This is a genomic window from Streptomyces sp. NPDC044003, from assembly GCF_056435185.1.
In genome coordinates, this window is sequence record NZ_JBWKFA010000003.1 from 432,546 (window position 1) to 450,946 (window position 18,401).

Annotated in this window: 14 protein-coding genes; 6 read left to right on the forward strand and 8 right to left on the reverse strand. The window is 72.9% G+C overall.

What is annotated here, in order from left to right; translation table 11 throughout:
• The first annotated feature begins 11 nt into the window (after positions 1 to 11).
• From AC07AW_RS14030 to AC07AW_RS14040, 3 genes are all read left to right on the forward strand, one after another.
• The gene (locus AC07AW_RS14030) at positions 12 to 1,763 is read left to right on the forward strand and encodes a beta-galactosidase (RefSeq protein ID WP_478815685.1); all 1,752 of its coding nucleotides are present in this window, start codon (positions 12 to 14) and stop codon (positions 1,761 to 1,763) included.
• Between the two features lie 19 nt (positions 1,764 to 1,782).
• Complete coding sequence (locus AC07AW_RS14035) at positions 1,783 to 4,827, forward strand: alpha-mannosidase (RefSeq protein WP_478815686.1); 3,045 nt, start codon at positions 1,783 to 1,785, stop codon at positions 4,825 to 4,827.
• A gap of 62 nt (positions 4,828 to 4,889) precedes the next feature.
• The gene (locus AC07AW_RS14040; RefSeq protein WP_478815687.1) at positions 4,890 to 5,549 is read left to right on the forward strand and encodes an HAD family hydrolase; all 660 of its coding nucleotides are present in this window, start codon (positions 4,890 to 4,892) and stop codon (positions 5,547 to 5,549) included.
• Between the two features lie 6 nt (positions 5,550 to 5,555).
• Here AC07AW_RS14040 and AC07AW_RS14045 read toward each other — a convergent pair whose 3' ends face one another.
• Both AC07AW_RS14045 and AC07AW_RS14050 read right to left on the reverse strand, forming a co-directional pair.
• On the reverse strand, positions 5,556 to 5,981 hold the full coding sequence (locus AC07AW_RS14045; RefSeq protein ID WP_478815688.1) for a DUF7144 family membrane protein: 426 nt from the start codon (positions 5,979 to 5,981) through the stop codon (positions 5,556 to 5,558).
• Between the two features lie 109 nt (positions 5,982 to 6,090).
• Positions 6,091 to 6,723, reverse strand: coding sequence for an HdeD family acid-resistance protein (locus tag AC07AW_RS14050; protein WP_478815689.1), 633 nt, complete (start codon positions 6,721 to 6,723; stop codon positions 6,091 to 6,093).
• A gap of 188 nt (positions 6,724 to 6,911) precedes the next feature.
• Between AC07AW_RS14050 and AC07AW_RS14055 the strand changes: the two genes are divergently transcribed.
• Together AC07AW_RS14055 and AC07AW_RS14060 are read left to right on the forward strand one after the other, a co-directional pair.
• On the forward strand, positions 6,912 to 7,103 hold the full coding sequence (locus tag AC07AW_RS14055; RefSeq protein ID WP_478815690.1) for a CsbD family protein: 192 nt from the start codon (positions 6,912 to 6,914) through the stop codon (positions 7,101 to 7,103).
• 86 nt (positions 7,104 to 7,189) lie between these two features.
• The gene (locus tag AC07AW_RS14060; RefSeq protein WP_478815691.1) at positions 7,190 to 7,861 is read left to right on the forward strand and encodes a lysostaphin resistance A-like protein; all 672 of its coding nucleotides are present in this window, start codon (positions 7,190 to 7,192) and stop codon (positions 7,859 to 7,861) included.
• Positions 7,862 to 7,903: 42 nt separating this feature from the next.
• Here the strand turns inward: AC07AW_RS14060 and AC07AW_RS14065 are convergent, their stop codons facing one another.
• The 6 genes from AC07AW_RS14065 to AC07AW_RS14090 all read right to left on the reverse strand — a co-directional run bounded on the left by AC07AW_RS14065 (position 7,904) and on the right by AC07AW_RS14090 (position 17,493).
• Positions 7,904 to 9,628 carry an alpha/beta hydrolase gene (locus AC07AW_RS14065; protein ID WP_478815692.1) on the reverse strand — a complete coding sequence of 575 codons (1,725 nt, stop codon included), beginning with the start codon at positions 9,626 to 9,628 and terminating at the stop codon, positions 7,904 to 7,906.
• A gap of 108 nt (positions 9,629 to 9,736) precedes the next feature.
• Positions 9,737 to 11,170, reverse strand: coding sequence for a hypothetical protein (locus AC07AW_RS14070; protein WP_478815693.1), 1,434 nt, complete (start codon positions 11,168 to 11,170; stop codon positions 9,737 to 9,739).
• A gap of 38 nt (positions 11,171 to 11,208) precedes the next feature.
• Positions 11,209 to 12,828 (reverse strand): serine/threonine-protein kinase, encoded by a 1,620-nt coding sequence (locus tag AC07AW_RS14075; protein ID WP_478815694.1) that lies wholly within the window; start codon positions 12,826 to 12,828, stop codon positions 11,209 to 11,211.
• Positions 12,825 to 14,591 carry an FHA domain-containing protein gene (locus AC07AW_RS14080; RefSeq protein ID WP_478815695.1) on the reverse strand — a complete coding sequence of 589 codons (1,767 nt, stop codon included), beginning with the start codon at positions 14,589 to 14,591 and terminating at the stop codon, positions 12,825 to 12,827. The genes AC07AW_RS14075 and AC07AW_RS14080 overlap by 4 nt, the downstream gene beginning before the upstream one ends.
• A 39-nt stretch (positions 14,592 to 14,630) precedes the next feature.
• Entirely contained in the window at positions 14,631 to 16,073 is a 1,443-nt protein-coding gene (locus AC07AW_RS14085) for a hypothetical protein (protein ID WP_478815696.1), read from the reverse strand.
• 304 nt (positions 16,074 to 16,377) lie between these two features.
• Positions 16,378 to 17,493: an AI-2E family transporter gene (locus AC07AW_RS14090; protein ID WP_478815697.1), complete on the reverse strand. Its 1,116-nt coding sequence runs from the start codon at positions 17,491 to 17,493 to the stop codon at positions 16,378 to 16,380.
• 149 nt (positions 17,494 to 17,642) lie between these two features.
• Between AC07AW_RS14090 and AC07AW_RS14095 the strand changes: the two genes are divergently transcribed.
• On the forward strand, positions 17,643 to 18,278 hold the full coding sequence (locus tag AC07AW_RS14095) for a TetR/AcrR family transcriptional regulator (RefSeq protein ID WP_478815698.1): 636 nt from the start codon (positions 17,643 to 17,645) through the stop codon (positions 18,276 to 18,278).
• The last annotated feature ends 123 nt before the right edge of the window (positions 18,279 to 18,401 follow it).

Here is an 18,401-nt window from a genome sequence, read left to right on the forward strand (position 1 = left end):
AGCATCCCGGCATGCCTCGACTGGAGATCGCCGAGAACGGATTCCGTCTCGACGACCACCCGTTCCGCATCATCTCGGGCGGACTGCACTACTTCCGCGTCCACCCGGAACAGTGGGCCGACAGGCTCCACAAGGCGAGGCTGCTGGGTCTCAACACGGTCGAGACCTACGTCCCCTGGAACCTCCACGCCCCCCGGCCCGGTGAGTTCCGGCTGGACGGAGGTCTCGACCTGCCCCGCTTCCTCGACCTCGCCGCAGCGGAGGGCCTGCACGTCCTCCTGCGGCCCGGCCCGTACATCTGCGCCGAATGGGAGGGCGGCGGCCTGCCCTCGTGGCTGCTCGCCGAGGACGGCATCGAGCTGCGCAGCAGCGACCCGCGTTTCCTGGCCGCCGTCGACGGCTACCTCGCCGCGCTCCTCCCGCCGCTGAAGACGTACCTGTCGTCCGTCGGCGGGCCGGTCATCGCGGTGCAGCTGGAGAACGAGTACGGGGCCTACGGCGACGACGCCGGCTACCTCTCCGACCTCGCCGGCCTGCTCCGCACGCACGGCGTCGACGTCCCCCTCTTCACCTGCGACCAGCCCGGCGACCTCGCCCGCGGCGGCCTGGACGGCGTGCTGCGCACCGTGAACTTCGGGAGCCGCGTCGACACGGGGCTCGCCGAGCTGCGCCGGCTCCAGCCCTCCGGGCCACTGATGTGCTCCGAGTTCTGGATCGGCTGGTTCGATCGCTGGGGCGGCGTCCACACCACCCGCGACGCCGCCGACGCGGCGGCCGACCTCGACCGGCTGCTCGCCGCCGGCGCCTCCGTCAACATCTACATGTTCCACGGCGGCACCAACTTCGGATTCACCAACGGAGCCAACGACAAGGGCACCTACCGCCCCACCGGCACCTCCTACGACTACGACGCCCTCCTCGACGAAGCCGGCGACCCCACCCCCAAGTACGAGGCGTTCCGCGAGGTCATCGCGCGGTACGCCCCCGTCCCGGACGAGCCGGTCCCGGCACCCGCCCCGAAGCTCCCCCCGACCGTCGTCGAGCTGGACGCATCCGGCGGCCTGTTCGACCAGACCCACCTGTTCGGGCAGCCCGCCCTCGCCGACCACCCGCTCACCATGGAACGCCTCGGGCAGCCCTTCGGCTTCGTGCTGTACGAGACGGAGCTGCCGACCGCCGGGCCGGCCCTGCTGCGGGTGGGCGAGGTCCGCGACCGGGCCCAGGTCTTCGTCGACGGCCAGCCCGTCGGCGTACTGGAACGGGAGAACCACGAGCACGCCCTCGGCTTCGTCTCGCCCCGGAGCGGCGCCCGCCTCGCGGTCCTGGTGGAGAACCAGGGCCGGGTCAACTACGGACCCGGCATCCACGACCGCAAGGGCCTGCTCGGCCAGGTCACCGTCAACGGCGCGGCACTCGCGCGGTGGAGCAGCAGCCCGCTGCCGCTGGACAGCCTCGACGCCCTCACCCTCACCCTCACCCCTGCCGCACCCGTCGCGGGCCCGGCCTTCCACCGCGGCTCCTTCGAGGTCGGTCGGCCCGCCGACGGCTACCTCGCCCTGGCCGGCTGGACCAAGGGACACGCCTGGGTCAACGGCTTCCCGCTGGGCCGCTACTGGTCCCGGGGCCCGCAGACCACCCTGTACGTACCCGCGCCGGCCCTGCGCCCGGGCCGCAACGAGATCACCGTCCTCGAGCTCCACGCCACCGCGTCCCGTACCGTCGAGCTGCGGGACCGGCCCGACCTCGGCATCGTCGAGGACTGACACCCGCCCGGAGAACCCCATGCACAGCAAGCGACGCCTGATCGAGCAACGCCTCAAGCGGGTGCTCGACGAGCGCATCCGACCGACCGTGCACGCCCGGACCGCCCCCCTCCAGGTCGAGATCTGGAACGCCCCCGGTGAACCGGTGACGGTCGCCGCAGGCCTGGCCGCGCCGTACCGGCCGGTCGAGGTCGGACACCGGTGGGGACCGGCCTGGTCGACGAGCTGGTTCAAGATCACCGGCCGGGTTCCCGAGGAGTGGGCCGGGCAGCGCGTCGAGGCCGTCCTCGACCTCGGGTTCGACGTCACCGGCGCCGGGTTCTCCACCGAGGGCCTGGTGTACCGGCCCGACGGAACCGTGCTCAAAGCACTCAACCCCCGCAACGCCTGGGTTCCGGTCGCCGACCCTGCACAGGGCGGCGAGGAGTTCACGTACTACATCGAGGCCGCCGCCAACCCGGCCCTCTGCGACAGCCACATGCCGACCGTGCTCGGCGGACCGCCCCCGTGGACGACCGGCGGCGGGCACCCCGGCGATCCGCTGTACCGGCTGCTCCGCCTGGACCTCGCCGTCTTCGACACCCAGGTCTGGGAACTCGCCCAGGACCTGGACGTCCTCGGCCAGCTGATGCTGGCACTCCCGGAGGCCGACCCCCGCCGCTGGCAGCTCCTGGCGACCATCGACAAGGCCCTGGACGCCGTCGACCTCCAGGCGGTCTCCGCCAGTGCTCCCGCCGCCCGCGAGATCCTCCGGCCGGCCCTGTCGGCCCCGGCCGTGCCGAGCGCCCACCGCATCTCCGCCGTCGGACACGCCCACATCGACACCGCGTGGCTGTGGCCGCTGCGCGAGACCGTCCGCAAGGTCGCCCGCACGCTCTCCAACGTCACCCACCTCATGGACGGCCATCCGGACTTCCGCTTCGCCATGTCCCAGGCCCAGCAGCTGGCCTGGCTGAAGGAGAAGCGCCCCGGGGTGTACGCCCGCGTCCGGGAGAAGGCGAAGAGCGGCCAGTTCCTGCCCGTCGGCAGTCTGTGGGTGGAACCCGACACCAACATCACCGGAGGCGAGGCGTTCGCCCGTCAGCTGATCCACGGCAAGCGCTTCTACCTCGACGAGTTCGGCGTCGAGACCGAGGAGATGTGGCTGCCCGACACCTTCGGCTACAACGCGGCCATGCCCCAGCTGATGAAGCTGGCGGGCGTGCGCTGGTTCCTCACCCAGAAGATCTCCTGGAACACCACCAACAAGTTCCCGCACCACACCTTCCGCTGGGAGGGCATCGACGGCAGCCGGATCTTCAGCCACTTCCCACCCGTCGACACCTACAACGCCGAGATCACTGGCGCCGAACTCGCCCACGCCGTGCGCAACTTCCAGGACAAGGGAGCGGCCAACAGCTCACTCCTCCCCTTCGGATACGGGGACGGCGGCGGCGGTCCCACCCGCGAGATGCTCGCCCGCGCCGCGCGCCTGGGAAACCTGGAGGGCTCGCCCCGGGTGGTCGTCGAGACGCCCGCCGCGTTCTTCACCCGCGCCGAGGCCGAGTACCCCGACGCCCCCGTCTGGGTCGGCGAGCTCTACCTGGAGTTCCACCGCGGCACGCTCACCAGCCAGCTGCGCACCAAACAGGGCAACCGGCGCAGCGAGCACCTGCTGCGCGAAGCCGAACTCTGGGCGGCGACGGCGGCCGTGCGCAGCGGTTTCCCGTATCCGTACGAACAACTCGACCGGCTCTGGAAGACCGTCCTCCTGCACCAGTTCCACGACATCCTGCCCGGCTCCTCCATCGCCTGGGTGCATCGCGAGGCCGAGCAGACCTACGCCGGGGTCCTCGGCGAGCTGGACGGGATCGTCTCCGCGGCGCAGCGCGCGCTGGCCGGCGAGGGAGAGCGGACCGTCGTCTTCAACTCCGCACCGCACGCCCGTGGCGGCGCCCCGGCCCTCGGCGCTGCCGTACGCACCACCTCGGTCGACCGGCCGGTCGAGCCGGTGCGCTCCGGAGACGGCTTCGTCCTCGACAACGGTCTGGTGAGGATCGTGATCGACGCCCGCGGCCTGGTCACCTCGGCGATCGACCTGACCGCCGGCCGCGAGGCGCTCGCCCCGGACGCCGTGGCCAACCTCCTCCAACTGCACCAGGACTTCCCCAACGAGTACGACGCCTGGGACGTCGACGAGTTCTACCGCAACACCGTCCACGACCTCACCGACGCCGACGACCTGCGCGCCGAACCGGACGGCGTCCGGATCGTCAGGACCTTCGGCGACTCCCGGATCGAACAGCTCCTCTCGCTGCGAGAGAACTCCCGGCGGCTCGACATCGACACCGGGATCGACTGGCACGAGAAGGAGAAGCTCCTCAAGGCCGCCTTCCCACTGGACCTGCGCGCCGACCACTCCAGCGCCGAGATCCCGTTCGGACACGTCAAACGCCCCACCCACACCAACACCAGCTGGGACGCGGCGAAGTTCGAGATCTGCGCCCACCGCTATCTGCACGTCGGCGAGAACGACTGGGGCGCCGCCCTGGTCAACGACTCGACCTACGGCCACGACATCACCCGGGACGTACGCCGGGACGGCGGCACGACCACGACCGTTCGCCTCTCCCTGCTCCGCGCCCCCCGTTTCCCCGACCCGGACGCCGACCAGGGAAGCCACCGCCTGCGGTACGGCCTCGTCCTGGGCGCCGACATCGCCGACGCGGTCCGCGAGGGCTACGCCTTCAACCTCCCCGAGCGCGCGGTGACCGGGGCCGCGGCGGGGGTGGTCCCGCTCGTCACCGCGGACGACGACGCCGTCGTGATCGAGGCCGTGAAACTCGCCGACGACCGCTCCGGCGACATCGTCGTCCGCCTCTACGAAGCCCACGGCGGTCGCGCGCGGACCGCTCTGGAGCTCTCCGCCCCGTGGGACACCGTCACCGAGACGGACCTCCTGGAACGCCCCATGGCCGGCTTGGAGCCCACCCGGCCGACGACACCGGACACGACATCGGTCCAGCTCACACTCCGCCCGTTCGAGATCCGCACCCTCCGGATCGCCCTCCGGGCGGACTCGTGACACGCGTACGCCCGACATGTATACGCCCGACACGCGTACGCCCGACACGACAGGGAGCATCCGTGCCCACCGAACTTCAGGCCGTCCTCTTCGACATGGACGGCACGCTCGTCGACACCGAGCGCCTCTGGCGGCAGGCGGTGGAGGAGGAGTGCGCGGACCTCGGCCTCGCGCTCACGGACGCGGACCTCCCGTACGTCGTCGGCCGCGCGATCGAGGACACCGCGGCCCACCTCGTCTCCCGCACGCCCGGCCACGCCGACCCCTCCCGGCTGGCCGCGGCCCTGGAACGCCGCTTCACCCGGCTCGTGCGCGCCGAGGTGGTCCCCCTCCCGGGGGCCGAACACCTGCTGGCGGCACTGGGCGCGGCCGGCGTGCCCACCGCCCTGGTCTCGGCCTCGCCCCGCTCCGTGGTGGACACCGTCCTCGACGCGCTGGGGCGGCACCGATTCGGCACGACCGTCGCCGCCGGCGAGACCCCGCGCACGAAACCCTTCCCGGACCCGTACCTGGCGGCGCTGACGGCCCTGGGTGCCGTTCCGGCCGGCTGTGTGGCGATCGAGGACAGCCTCGCGGGCGTCGCCTCCGCGGAGGCCGCGGAGTGCACGGTCCTGGCCGTCCCCTCCCTGATCCCCGTCCCCACGGCACCGGGGAGGACGGTGGTCGACAGCCTGCTGGACGTGGACCTCGCCCTGCTCCGAGGCCTCACCGCGCGGCGGTGAGCGGGTCTACCGCGGTGCCTCGTCCTCGCGCCGCACCGCGCACAGCGCCCAGATGACGACCACGGACATGGCGATCACGATGATCGACCAGGCCGGGTAGTTCGGCAGGGACATGAAGTTCGCGATGATGAGGAGAGCGGCGATGGCCACGCCGGCCACACGTGCCCACGTGGACGCCCGGTACATGCCGAAACTCACGAGGACGGCGATGACACCGAGGACCAGGTGGATCCAGCCCCAGGACGTCAGGTCGAACTTGTAGACGTAGTTGGGCGTCGTGACGAAGACCTCGTCCTCGGCGATCGCCATGATGCCCCGGAAGATTCCGACGAGGCCGGTGAGGCCGAGCATGACGGCGGCGAAGACGGTGAGTCCGCCTGCCCATGCCTGTTTCGTCGTGTCGACCGGGTGTGAGGAGTGCGTGGCGGCCATGGGGATGCCTCGTTTCCTGTCGGTTCCTCGGGCGCGGGATCGTCGTCCGGGGGTGGAGGCGGGCGGGCTCATGGCTCGCCGTGACCTCAAGCGTGCGCGTGGCGGGGCGTCAGCCGACCGGGTCCGATGTGTCGTGGCCTGTGATGCCGGCCCGGCGCAGGGCCGACCGCCAGGCCAGGGCGACCGCCGTCTCGGCCAGGCCCATGAGGACGAGCCACAGGCCGAGGAGTCTGGTGAGGGCCCTGGCGGACTCGGTCGGCAGAGCCAGGACCACGATTCCCGCGACGATGCCCAGCGCGGCGATCGCCATGACGACGCCACGGTGCGGCATGTTCTTGGTGGCGATGGCGCTGTACAGGGTGAAGATGCCGGTCACGAGCCAGACGGCACCGACGATGAGCGACAGCGCGGCGATCGTCTGCAGGGGGTTCCGCAGGCACAGCACCCCGCCCAGGACGTACAGGACGGCCACGATCAGCCCGGGCACCCGCTCCCCGGCGGCGCCCCGGCCGAACACGGCCACGAAACGGAACACACCGGCCGCCAGAAGGTACAACCCGATGATCACGGCCAGGACGTGCAGGGTCACATCCGGCCAGACGAGCGCCAGGATGCCCGGCACGAGCGTCGCCATCGCCGCACCCAGGAGCCAGACCCAGGAGCCGCCGAGGCGCGCCAGCTGGTCCGCCGGGTCCACCGCGTCGGCAGCGGAAGCGGGTGTGGGGCCTTGTGACGTGGCCATGTGTCCTCCTCCCGGTCGCCCGGTGGATCGCGGAGAGCATCCGGGCGGCAGGTGGTTCCCCCTCAGTGTGCGTCCATCGTCCGGCCGTCGCCTCCTGTCGCCTCCCGTCGCCTTCCGTCGCCGCAGGACAAGCGCTCTGCCGCGCCGGAACCTACCGTGGACCTTGGGAACGATCCCACGGAGGGACGATGGACAAGCACAGGGCCATGGACATGGCCAAGGCCCGATTCAAGGAGATCGCCGGAAAGATCACCGGCGACGAGCGCCTCGAGTCCGAGGGCAGAACGGACCAGGCGAAGGTCAAGATCCGTCAGAAGATGCAGAGCATCCGCCACCGAGCCGAAGGCTTCAAGGACTCGCTCAAGCACGACCGTTCGTGACGTCCGCGGTGTCGCGTCAGCGGGGGAGGAACGGGGACGGTCGGCCGCGGAGCCGATGGCGCGGGCCGATCGGCACCTGGCCGGCCGTGGTGCTCGTGGTCGCCGTACTCGTCACGGCCAATCTGCTCCTGCACCGGTGGACCGGGCCGCTCCGCCTGGCGACGGCCGTCGCGGTGAGCGTCCTGCTGCTCGGTGTCCTCCGTTGGGCGGGCGGCACCCTGGCGGACGCGGGCCTGGCGCGCGGGACACTGGCCCGGGGAGCCCGATGGGCGCTGGCCCTGACAGGGCTGGTCGGAGTCGTCTACGCCGTCGGGGCACTGCTTCCGGCCACCCGGTCGCTGTTCGAGGACCGGCGGTACGACGGGATGACCGGGGGCGATCTGGTGACGCGTGTCCTCGTGGTGGTGCCCGTCGGCACGGTCCTGGTGGAGGAGATCGCGTTCCGCGGAGTGCTGTACGGACTGGTGTACCGGGCCCGTGGGGCGGTCTGGGCGACCGCCGTGTCGAGTGTGCTGTTCGGCCTGTGGCACGTCCTGCCGTCCCTGCACCTGGCGACCGCGAAGCCCGTGCTGACCTCGGCCTTCGGCGGCTCCGTACTCGGCTCCGTCCTCGCGGTCACGGGCGCCGTACTGTTCACGGCGCTGTCGGGCGTCCTGCTCTGCGAGCTGCGACGCCGCAGCGGCAGTCTGCTGGCCCCGATGGGGCTGCACTGGGCGGTCAACGCCCTCGGCTACGTCGTCGGCTTCCAGCTGCGCTGACCGCGCGCCCGAAGACCGATCGACCGCCCCGCGCGCACGGGGTCAGTGATCCGGCTCGATGACGTCCCTCAGCCGGTCCAGGTCCTGCGGTGTGAAGCCCGTCGGCCGCATGACGGCGTTCCAGCCGTCGACGTACGCGGCCTTGTAGGTGTGACCGTGGCCGTCCGGGACGCCGGTGGCGAACGGCAGGTCGGCGGTGACCTGCCAGAAGGTGACGAAGGGGATCCAGACCATCCCTTCGAGCACGTCGCTGCCGGGCGTTTCGCCGATCCAGTCGGGCTCGGAGAGAGCCAGCCGCGGGCTCCACCAGACGATCGGGTCGGACGAGTGCATGAGGTACAGCACCCGCGTACCGTTCCACGGCTGGTCCGCAGGAGGCGTCTCGGTGGTCGGGTCGTCGGTGAACCGCACGGTCCGCCCCTGCTTGTAGACGGGCTCGATCTCCGGACTCCCCGCGTCACGGTGGTCGCTGAACTCGCGGAACAGGGTGTTGAAGTTCGGCGGCCCGGCGAACAGGGTGCCGGCGGTGCGGTTGCGCAGGTCGTACTCGCCGCTGAAAGCCGTCTCGCCGCCGAACGACCCGAGGCTCTCGCCCGCCACGAACAGCCGCGGACGCTGGTCCTGGGGCAGCTTGGACCAGACGTCGTAGACCGCGTCGAAGAGCTCACGACCGGCCTCGCGCGCCTTGGACTGGTCCACGAGATAGGAGAGCCACGACGGCAGGTACGAGTACTGCAACGCCACGGTGGCCGAGTCGCCGTCGCCGAGGTACTCGAACGAGTCCACGGCGGCCGGGTCCACCCAGCCGCTTCCGGTGGTGGTCATGACGAGCAGGTTCGCGCGCTCGAAGCCGCCGGCCCGTTCGAGGTCCGCGACGGCCCGCTCGGCGCGGGCTTCCGTGTCGTCGGCGGTCTGGAGCCCGGCGTAGGCCCGGACGGGTTCCTGCGCCGGGCGGTGAGTGAACGCGCCGATGTCTCGGGCCGACGGACCGCTGCCGGTGAAGGCCCGGCCCTGGTAGCCGAGCGTGTCCCACGGCACCAGCGAGCCGGGTCCGCCCGAGCGCAGGGTGGTCGTGGGCTGGTGCACGCCCTCGGGAGTCTCGTTGTCCCGCAGCGAGAACGCCTCGTTGGTCGCGTTCACGAAGCCGGCGATCAGCACCCCGCTGACCACGGACCACGCGAGGGCCGCCACCACGATCCAGCCGACCACCCGCGCCGCGCGCGGACCGATCCAGCGGCGGAGGAGGCGGGCGAACCAGCGGTACAGGCGCCGGAGTCCCCGGCCCGCGAGCAGCAGCAGCAAGAAGACGAGCGCGGCCACGAACGGGCAGAGGACCGTGTAGAGGACGTTGTAGTCGGTGACCCCCATCAGCTCGCGGATCTCATGCTGCCAGTACTGACCGAACCCGAACGCCAGGGCGAACAGCGCGATCGCGCACGCGATCAGGACCTGCCACGACCTGCGCGACGCGCTCCGCGCCTCGCGGTCGGCGAACGCGCGCCAGATATAGGCCGCGATCACGCCCAGTCCGTACCCGATGGCCGCGCTGATTCCGGCGATCAGCCCCTGGAGGATGCCGCCGCGGGGCAGCAGCGACGGGGTGAAGGAAAGGCAGGCGAGGAGCAGCGCCCCCCAGCAGCCGGGCACCGTCAGGTGGAGCGACCGACGGCGCTTCCCGGTGCCGGCGGCCGACTCGGCGTCCGCGGTCCCCGCGACCTCGCGGTCCGGGGGGCCGACCGGCGGCGGCTCGTGCGGGTCAGGAGTCATGGCTGTCCTCCGGCTTTCGGGGGACATCATCCCAAGGCCTGACAGGGCCCGCCATTCGGACTCAGCGCCGGCGGCCGGCCTTCCCCACGCGCCGCCACCTCTCGGCCGTCACCCGGCACACGCGTACGTGAAGGCGGCCTCGGCGTCCAGCGGGGGACGGTCCGGGCGCAGGACCTGCAGGTGGGCGGTGCCGTGGAACCGGCCGGGGCCGCGGACGGTCCAGCGAAGGTGCACCGGCACCTCGTGCTCGCCGCCGCGTGCCGTACGGGTCAGCACCTCGGACCGCTGCCCGTCACTGCGCAGCCAGCGGTACCTGAACGGGCCGGCCTGGCCGTCCGTCGTCACCACCCCGGTCACCTCGGCGGTCCCACCGCACGCCAACTGCTGAGGGGCCGTGACCCGGACCGCCGTCACCGCCGGGCCCGTCGTCGGTCGCAGCAGCAGCCACAGCACCACCGCCACCGCCGCCAGCGCGGCGCCGGCACCGAGCAGGCCGGCCCGGCGCCGCCGTCGGCGTACGGGGGTGGGTACGGGTGCGGGGGCGGCCCACAGAGCGCGCAGGGCCTCCTCCTCGGAGCGCGGGACGCCCGGGCCGAAACGCAGCACGATCTCGCCGTCGTCCTCGCCACCGAGCAGGGGCGTGAGGGGCGTGGCGGGGGTGCTCCCATGGCGCTTGCCGAGGACGGTGTCCTGCTGGTCAGGAGCGGCGCCGCCGGGGGCGTCGGCGGCGGTGTCCTCCACCGCCCCCGCGTCCTCCACCGCTGCCGGTGGCTCGGCCAGTTCCGCCAGGGCGGCGGCCGCCGCCGTCCGCAGGGCCGTCCGGCGCAGGAAGTCCCGGGGCAGCGCCGTGCGCCCGGAGGTGAGTGTCGTGCGGGCGGCGGCGAGGCCGTCGGACTCGGCCGTGGCGGAGCAGCGGGTGAGCAGCTCGGCCGCCGGTGTGCCGGGCGCTGCCCAGGCGGTGCCGAGGGTACGGGCGAGCCCCGCCCACGCCGTGATGTCGGCGTCCCGCGGGGAGGCCGCGGAGGCGTCGTCCCCGGCCAGCGCGGCGGCCAGCGACGCCTCGGTGAGCTGCGCGGTGCCGTCCGGGGCGAGGACCACGTGGTCGGGGGTGAGCGAACCGTGGGCGAGGCCGGCCGCGTGGAGGGCGAGCAGCGTCTGCGCGGTCTCGTTGAGCACGCTCGCCGCGCTGCCCTCGTCGAGCCCGGGCGCGCCCGCGACGAGCAGGTCGGCGACCGTACGGGCCGGCGGGCGCGCGACGATCAGCCAGACGTCCCCCGCCTCCCGCACCAGGTCGACGGTGGCCGGCACGCCCGGCAGCCGTAGCTTCGCCACGGAACGGACCGCGGCCGTGAGCCGCTCCTGCGTACCGCTCGGCGCGAGCAGGGCGCGGTGGATCCGCAGGACGCCGAGGGGCGGTTCGTCCGCGTCGGCGGTCCCCAGCGCGTACCAGATGCCGAACCGGCCGTCCCGCGACCAGTCCGACAGGGCACGCCCGGCGACCGTGGCGGGTGCCGGGGGCGTCGGCGGCGTCGGTGGAGTCAAGGGGGGCCTCATCCTGCCTCGTTCTCCTCGGTGGTGGCTCAGCACGGCGGTGCGTCGGCGGAGGCCGTCCGGGTTCCGCCCGGGGACTGCGGGCTGCTGCTGACGGCGATGGTCCAGGTGCCCCGGCACGGGTGGTTCGCGAAGTCGCCCTGGAAGGTCACGGAGTACTGCGTGCTCCCCGACAGCGTCCGGGACTGCGAACCGTACGACTCGGCGGGCGAGTCGACATAGAAGTCCGCGGTGAGCGTCAGCGGGCCGGTGCCGGTGGTGTCGACGGTGACGTCGGCGATCAGCGTGCTGCCCGCCCCGCGGCGCAGGGAGCCGATGACGATGGTGATCGTGCCGGGCGTCGGCGCCGCCGCGGTCGTGGTGGGCGGAGCCGGCGTGGTCGGGGTCGGGTCGGTGGAGGCAGCGGGCCCTGGTCCGGGTGCGTCCGTGGTCGGAGGGCCGTCCGTGGGCGGTGCCGTCGTCGTGTCGCTCGGTGTCGGTTCGGTCGAGGCGCTGTCGGACGGCGACTCGCTCGGCGTCGGCGTGTCCGAAGGCGGGAGGGACGACGAGGACGGAGCCGGCGCACCGGAGGCGGGAGTCCCCGAGGGGACGGAGTTCGCCGCGGTCGTCGTCGTGTCGTCGGCCGTTCCGGCCGTCGCGACCGTCGCCGCACCGGCCGCGACCACGGCCAGGACGGCCGCCCCGACCAGCGTCTTTCCGAGGACACCCCTGAGGCGGCCCAGGATCGTGAGCGCCGGCGTCGCCTCGTACACCGCCCCCGTCGTCGCGAACGGGAACAGCAGGGCGAGCAGGGCGGCGAGCCGTCCGAGCCCGCGGCGTCCGCGCTCCTCCCAGTCGGCTCCGTAGCCGTCCGTGGCAGCGCGTTCGAGTCCGGCGAGCAACGCGTCGACGCCGGGCCGGTCCGCCGGGTCCTTCGCCAGGCCCTTCCGCACCAGATCGCGCACCGGCTCGGGGACGTCGGCCACCTCGACCGGTGCACGGAGGTGCTGGAGCCGCAGGGCGATCAGATCGTCGGCGACGAACGGCTGCCGACCGGTGAGGCACTCGTAGAACACGGCCGTCGCCGCGTACACGTCGCCCGCCGGGCCCGCCGGCTCGCCGTCCCACTGCTCGGGCGCCATGTACGCGGGCGTGCCGGCGGCCTCCGCCTCGCGGCCCGCGCGCACGGCGATGCCGAAGTCGGCCAGGGCGCTCGAACCGTCGGCGCGCACAAGGACGTTCTCCGGCTTGTAGTCGCGGTGCACCACCCCGGCCGCGTGAGCCGCGCCGAGCCCGAGCAGCGAGCCCTTGAGCAGCACGAGCGCCGCCTCAGGGCCGGTCGCCCCGTGCTCGCGCAGCAGCTCGCGCAGGGCCACCCCGTCGACCGCCTCCATGACGATCGCCGCACCCAGCCGCGCCTCCACGTACTCGTAGAGGCGCACCACGCAGGGGTGCCGCAGCTCGCCGAGCAGCCGCGCCTCGGCGCGGAACCGGGCCAGGAAGTCCCGGTCGCCGTGCAGCCGTTCGCTCAGGTACTTGACGGCCACGGGCACGCCCGTCGCCTCGTGCCGCGCCAGGACGACCCGCCCGCCGGCGCCCCGGCCGAGCGTCCGCACGGCCTCGTAGCCGGGAACCGCCCAACCGGCATCCGCCCCGCGTGTGTCGCTCATGCCGTCCCCTCCAGGGGCGCGCCGTCTACGGCCGCCCCGTCCGCCGAGCGCGCCCGGCCGCCACCCGCCGCCGCGCGACGCCGCTTCACCACCCGCACCAGCCACCGCACCGGCGCGGCCCACACCGGGAACGCCACCAGGGCCACGACCACCGCCACGATCACCGTGTCCCACGGCGCGGGCACCCGCCCCTCCAGCCACTCCCCGAGCCGGGACCGCCAGGCCAGCAGGGCGAGGACCAGGAAGCCGTACGTCCCGACGACCACCGCAAGGCCGTACGCGGCCATGCCGGTCTGCCGCGCCCCCGGCCGGCGGCCCGCCCGCAGGTCCCGCCACAGCCCCTTGCGGAAGTACGCGCTCGCCTCCTCGCGCAGCCGCGGTACGCGCAGTGCGTCGGTGAGCGCCTGGTAACCGTCCAGCGGCATCAGCGGATTGAAGTTGTACAGGGTGTTCAGATAGAGACCGAAGGCCAGGTGGAACAGCACGGCAGAGACCGGACCCACCGGCAGGTACGCCGCGCCCACGGCGCACCAGCCCGCCAGGGCGGCCGTGGACACCGGCCCGGACAGCGCCACCACGACCCGCGACCAGCGGGTGCCGAACCACATGTCGCTCGTGTCCACGAACGCGAACGGCATCCCCATCATCAGCATGAAGCCGCCCCGCCTGACCTTGCGGCCGTAAGACTTCACCGCGAGGGCGTGCGCGAGTTCGTGCACCACCAGCGCCGAGACATAGCCGACGGCCAGTGCCACCGGGCCCCAGACGCCGGACCCGCCGAAGTCGAGGAGGTGCTGCCGGCCCTGCGCCACCGCGAAGAACACCACCAGACCGCCGAGCAGCGACAGCCAGGTCAGCGCCACTCCGGTACGGGTGAAGAACCGCCAGCCGCCGCCGGCGTACAGCCGGGTCACGACCCCGTCGAGGCCCGGTACGGACACCTCCAGCTTCAGCAGCGCCCGGTACACCGCCCGCCCTATCCGGCGCGGCCCGGAGACCTCCTTCTCCTCCTGCTGCCCCGGCAGACCGCTCAGGAGCCCGGCTCCCGCGAACGCCGTGAGCGCGGCCTCGATCCGCGGCAGCGCCAGCTCGCCGAAGCGGTCCGCGTACGCGAAGAGCAGGTCCCGCACGGTGGCGTCGCCGTCGAGGGCGTTCCACAGGAACACCTCGCGCTCCTCGAGCCGGAGGTAACCGCCGGTCCGCGTGTTGCTCAGCACCCAGTGCGGCTCCGCGCGGCCGCTCGTGGGCACCTGCTTGAGCGCCCACCCGCCGCGGCGGCGCGGCCGCGCGGTGAGCGGGCCGTGCGCCTCCGGCGCGTCCGGCTCGGGAACGGCACCGGCCGGCAGCTCGGTGAGCTGCGTGCCGACCATGACGGTCCGGGAGCCGATCCGCGCGTCACGCGGCTGCTCGAACACCATCCGCACGTCGCCGACGGACAGTTCGGCGCCGTCGTCCAGGCGCGCCGAACCGCCGTGCAGGGTCGCCCCGGCCACCACGGTGCCGTTGAACGAATCCAGGTCCTCGACCCGGAAGCCCGACGTGTCACGGACGATCCGGGCATGACGGCGCGACACACTGCCGTCCGCCAGGACGACGTCGCTGTCCCCGCCACGGCCCAGCGTGGTGGTCTCGCCGGTCAGCGGTACGAGGAGGTCGGGGTCGTCGAGGCCGCGCAGCCGGGGCGCGGCGAACGACGTGGGTGCCGCGCCGCGGCGAAGGGTGCCGCAGCGCAGGCAGTACGGGAAGTCGCGCCGAACGTGCACGCGACAGGCATGGCAGAGCATGGTGGTGGGCCCGACGCCTCAGGAACCGGTGGCGAAGGAACCGCCGGCCGGGCCGCCGAGCGCGTCGTGACCGGGCCCGGTGGTGTGCAGGTGGCTGCCGCCGAGCCGGTCGAGGCCGGGACGGATCAGCCCGCCGCCCGCGCTGTCGGAGTCGGGACCGGGAGTCTCGGAGCGCCCGCCGCCACCGCTGGGCCGACGCCCGTTCTCACTGCTGCCGCCGTCGCCACCTCCGCCGCCGCCGCCTTCGCCGCCTCCGGATCCGCCGCTGCCGGGCCGGCGTCCGTTCTCGCTGCTGCTGCCCTCGCCGCCGCCTTCCCCGCCGCCGCCGCCGCCGCCTTCGCCGCCTCCGGAGCCGCCGCTGCCGGGTCGGCGTCCGTTTTCGCTGCTGCTTCCTTCGCCGCCGCCTCCGCCGTCGCCGCCGCCTTCCCCTCCGTCGCCGCCGTCGCCGCCTCCGGAGCCGCCGCCGGGTCGGCGTCCGTTCTCGCTGCTGCTGCCTTCGCCGCCGCCTCCGCCGGAGTCGCCGCCGCCTTCCCCGCCTCCAGAGCCTCCGCCGTCGTCACCTTCCTCGTAGATGCCTCCGTGCCCGAACCCCTCGGCACCGCCCCCGTGGAAGCCGCCGTCGTGGCCGCCGGCGCCGTCGCCGAACCCACCGCCGCCTCCGCCGTCGTGGCCGCCCCCGAATCCGCTGCCGAAGCCGTCGCCGCCTCCGCCGTCGTGGCCGCCCTCGAATCCGCTGCCGAAGCCGTCGCCGCCTCCGCCGTCGTGGCCGCCCTCGAATCCGCTGCCGAAGCCGTCGCCGCCTCCGCCGCCGTGGCCGCCCTCGAATCCGCCGCCGAAACCGCCGTCGCCTCCGCCTTCGAGCCCGCCGCCGAACCCACCGTCGAGCCCGTTGCCGAACCCGCCGTCGTGGCCGCCGAGTCCGTCCTCGCCGAAGCCCGTATCACCGTCCCCGAAGGAGCCGAAGTCCCCGACGTCCCCGAAGTCGCCGAAGCCACCGGAATCGCCCAGGCCGCCCATGTCTCCCATCTCGGCCGGGTTGCCGAGCTCTCCGAGGTCGCCGAGGAGGGAGCCGCCGTCGTCGACAGGCGTGTCGGTGAGGGCGTCGCCGATCAGGCCGGCGAGGTCGGACGCCGTCGCGTCGAGCTGGCCCGCCAGGTCACGGGAGTCGCCCAGGGCCTCCACCGTGTCCTGCGCACCCGTGTCGACGGGCACGTCGTGGGCGGCCAGGGAGTGGGCCGCGTTGCCGAAGAACAGCGACGACTTGGACAGCCGCGCGTCGAGGGTGGCCGGCCCCTCGGTCGTACCCGACTCCACGCGGAGCCGCCGCAGCTCGGTGACCTGCTCGGGCGTCAGACCGAGTCTTCGTGCCACCTCGTCGAGGCTGCCGTCGAGTTGCTCCGCGAACGCGGGATCGATCGCGAGACGGGTCATGGCATCGCGAAAGGCGTCGTTGTCGGTCATGGCCTCACGTTCTCCGTCGGTACGCGTGCGCGCACGGTGCTTCCGGCGGGAAAGTGGAGGGTCCCCCTGGTCGGCGGCATGGATGCCATTCCGGCCATCCCAACCGATGCCTACAGGGAACCTTATAGAGGCTTTCGACCCCCCGGCGCAAGGGTTCAGGAGGGCCCAGGAAGGGACGAACCGCCTGCCGGACATCGGTCCGGCAATCGGGTTTCAGCCAGACGACGGGCGGCTCGGAGGAACCGTCGATGGGCTCGCCGGCCGGTCGCCTTCGCCGATGACGAGCGAGCGGCCCGTCGTCGGGTCACGACGTGACGGGAACAGGAGGATGCGCCTCGGCGGGTTCCGGTTCCGGGCTCTCGTCGCTGAGCTGCTCACGCAGGTAGTTCCAGAAGACCGCGAGGAGCGCGGCCGACGGGACGGCGAGCAGGCTGCCCACGATTCCGGCCAGGCTGCCGCCGAGGGTCACCGCAAGCAGGACGACGGCCCCGTGCAGGCCCAGTCCGCGGCTCTGGATCATGGGCTGGAAGACGTTTCCCTCCAACTGCTGCACCACGACGATGATCGCCAGGACGATCAGCGCGTCGGTGACGCCGTTCGACACGAGCGCGATGAGAACCGCGACCAAGCCGGCGAACAGGGCGCCCACGATGGGCACGAACGCGGAGACGAAGGTCAGCACGGCGAGGGGGAGGACCAGGGGGACGTCGAGTATCCACAGGCCCAGGCCGATGAGCACGGCGTCGAGGAGGCCGACGAACGCCTGGCTGCGTACGAACGCCCCCAGGGTGTCCCAGCTCCGCTCCGCCACGATCGGGACGTCGACGGCGAGCCGCCCGGGGAGCTGGCGCGCGAGCCACGGGACGAACCGGGGGCCGTCCTTCAGGAAGAAGAACATCAGGAACAGGGCGAGGAAGGCCGTGACCACGCCGTTGAACACCGTGCCCACGCCGGTGGCGACCGTGGTGACCATGCTGCCGATGCCGTCCTGGACGCGGGCCATCGCCGCGTCGAGAGCGCCGGAGATCTCGTCGTCGCCGATGTTCAGCGGCGGCCCGGCCGCCCACTCACGCAGTCGCTGGATTCCCTCGACGACACCTTTGGAAAGCTCCCCGGACTGGGATGCGACCGGCACCGCGATGAGCGCGACGATGCCGGCGACGACCAGCATGAACGAGAGCGTGACGACCGCTGCCGCCAAGGCGGGCGGCCAGCTGTGCCGCCGTAGGAAGCGTGTGAGCGGCCAGGTCAGGGTGGTGAGGAACAGCCCGACGACGAGCGGCCAGACGACCGACCACATGCGACCCACGATCCACAGGGCCACTCCGGCCATCAGCAGGACCAACAACGACTCGGCGGACACGCGAGCCGCTGTACGCAGTGCGGCGGCGGCTTTCGTGGAACTCAACGTGGCGGACATGGGACCACCCTATGGACCCGCCGGTCCGCACTCCGGACCCGCCCCTGCCGCAGGGGCCGTTCCCGCCCGGCCCACGAGAATCCTTCAGCGGCGGGGAGCGTGGCGAGCGGCCGGACGGTCGATCGACCGGGACTGTCACGATGGGTTCCGTGAGCGCACAGGGTGAACGGGACGGCAAGGGAACTTCAGCGGGGCAGGAGCGTCGGTGGAGGCGTGATCCGGAGCGCACCCACGCGGTGCTGGTGGACGCTCTTCTGGAGTTGATGGCCGAGGGACAGCCGGAACCTACGCGGAAGGCGGTCGCCGAGCGGGCCGGGGTGTCGGAGCGGACGGTGTTCGTGCATTTCGCCGACCGTGAGGCGCTGTACGTCGCCGCCGCCGAACGGCAGGCGGAACGGTGGCGGGCCCTGACCGAACCGGTGCCGCCCGAGTGGGCGACCGTACGCAAGGCGCGGGCGTTGATGGCTCAGCGCGCCCGGATGTACGAGGTGATGACGCCGATCCGCAAGGTGGGTCTCGGGCTTGAGCCGGTCTCCCCGGGCCTTCGTCTCGTGATGGCGCGGGGTGATACCTGGCTGCGTGAGGATCTGGCCGAGATCTTCGCCCCGGAGCTGCGGCGGGTGCCGCGGGCGCGACGGCCGGGAGGGCTGCTGGACGCGCTGGAGGCCGCTTCTTCCTGGGCGGCCTGGGACCACCTGCGTACCCGGCGTGGATTGGACGTGGCGGCTGCGGGCTCGGCGGTTCGCCGGACCGTGTGCGCGCTGCTGGACGCCGTGGCGGACTGAACCCGGCCGGGCGCCGGGACGTCCGTTTCAGTGGACACCCCTTGACTCCTATTGCAGTCACACTGCAATAGTGACCCTGCCTGGCGGGCCGCGGACACGGCCGTCGAACGCGTCGGCGTGCCT

Bases quoted from the DNA above. Each gene is read 5' to 3' on its own strand.
- AC07AW_RS14065 (WP_478815692.1), bottom strand. From the start codon at position 9,628: ATGACTCCTGACCCGCACGAGCCGCCGCCGGTCGGCCCCCCGGACCGC.
- AC07AW_RS14030 (WP_478815685.1), top strand. From the start codon at position 12: ATGCCTCGACTGGAGATCGCCGAGAACGGATTCCGTCTCGACGACCAC.
- AC07AW_RS14075 (WP_478815694.1), bottom strand. From the start codon at position 12,828: ATGAGCGACACACGCGGGGCGGATGCCGGTTGGGCGGTTCCCGGCTAC.
- AC07AW_RS14035 (WP_478815686.1), top strand. From the start codon at position 1,783: ATGCACAGCAAGCGACGCCTGATCGAGCAACGCCTCAAGCGGGTGCTC.
- AC07AW_RS14045 (WP_478815688.1), bottom strand. From the start codon at position 5,981: ATGGCCGCCACGCACTCCTCACACCCGGTCGACACGACGAAACAGGCA.
- AC07AW_RS14090 (WP_478815697.1), bottom strand. From the start codon at position 17,493: ATGTCCGCCACGTTGAGTTCCACGAAAGCCGCCGCCGCACTGCGTACA.
- AC07AW_RS14085 (WP_478815696.1), bottom strand. From the start codon at position 16,073: ATGACCGACAACGACGCCTTTCGCGATGCCATGACCCGTCTCGCGATC.
- AC07AW_RS14055 (WP_478815690.1), top strand. From the start codon at position 6,912: ATGGACAAGCACAGGGCCATGGACATGGCCAAGGCCCGATTCAAGGAG.
- AC07AW_RS14050 (WP_478815689.1), bottom strand. From the start codon at position 6,723: ATGGCCACGTCACAAGGCCCCACACCCGCTTCCGCTGCCGACGCGGTG.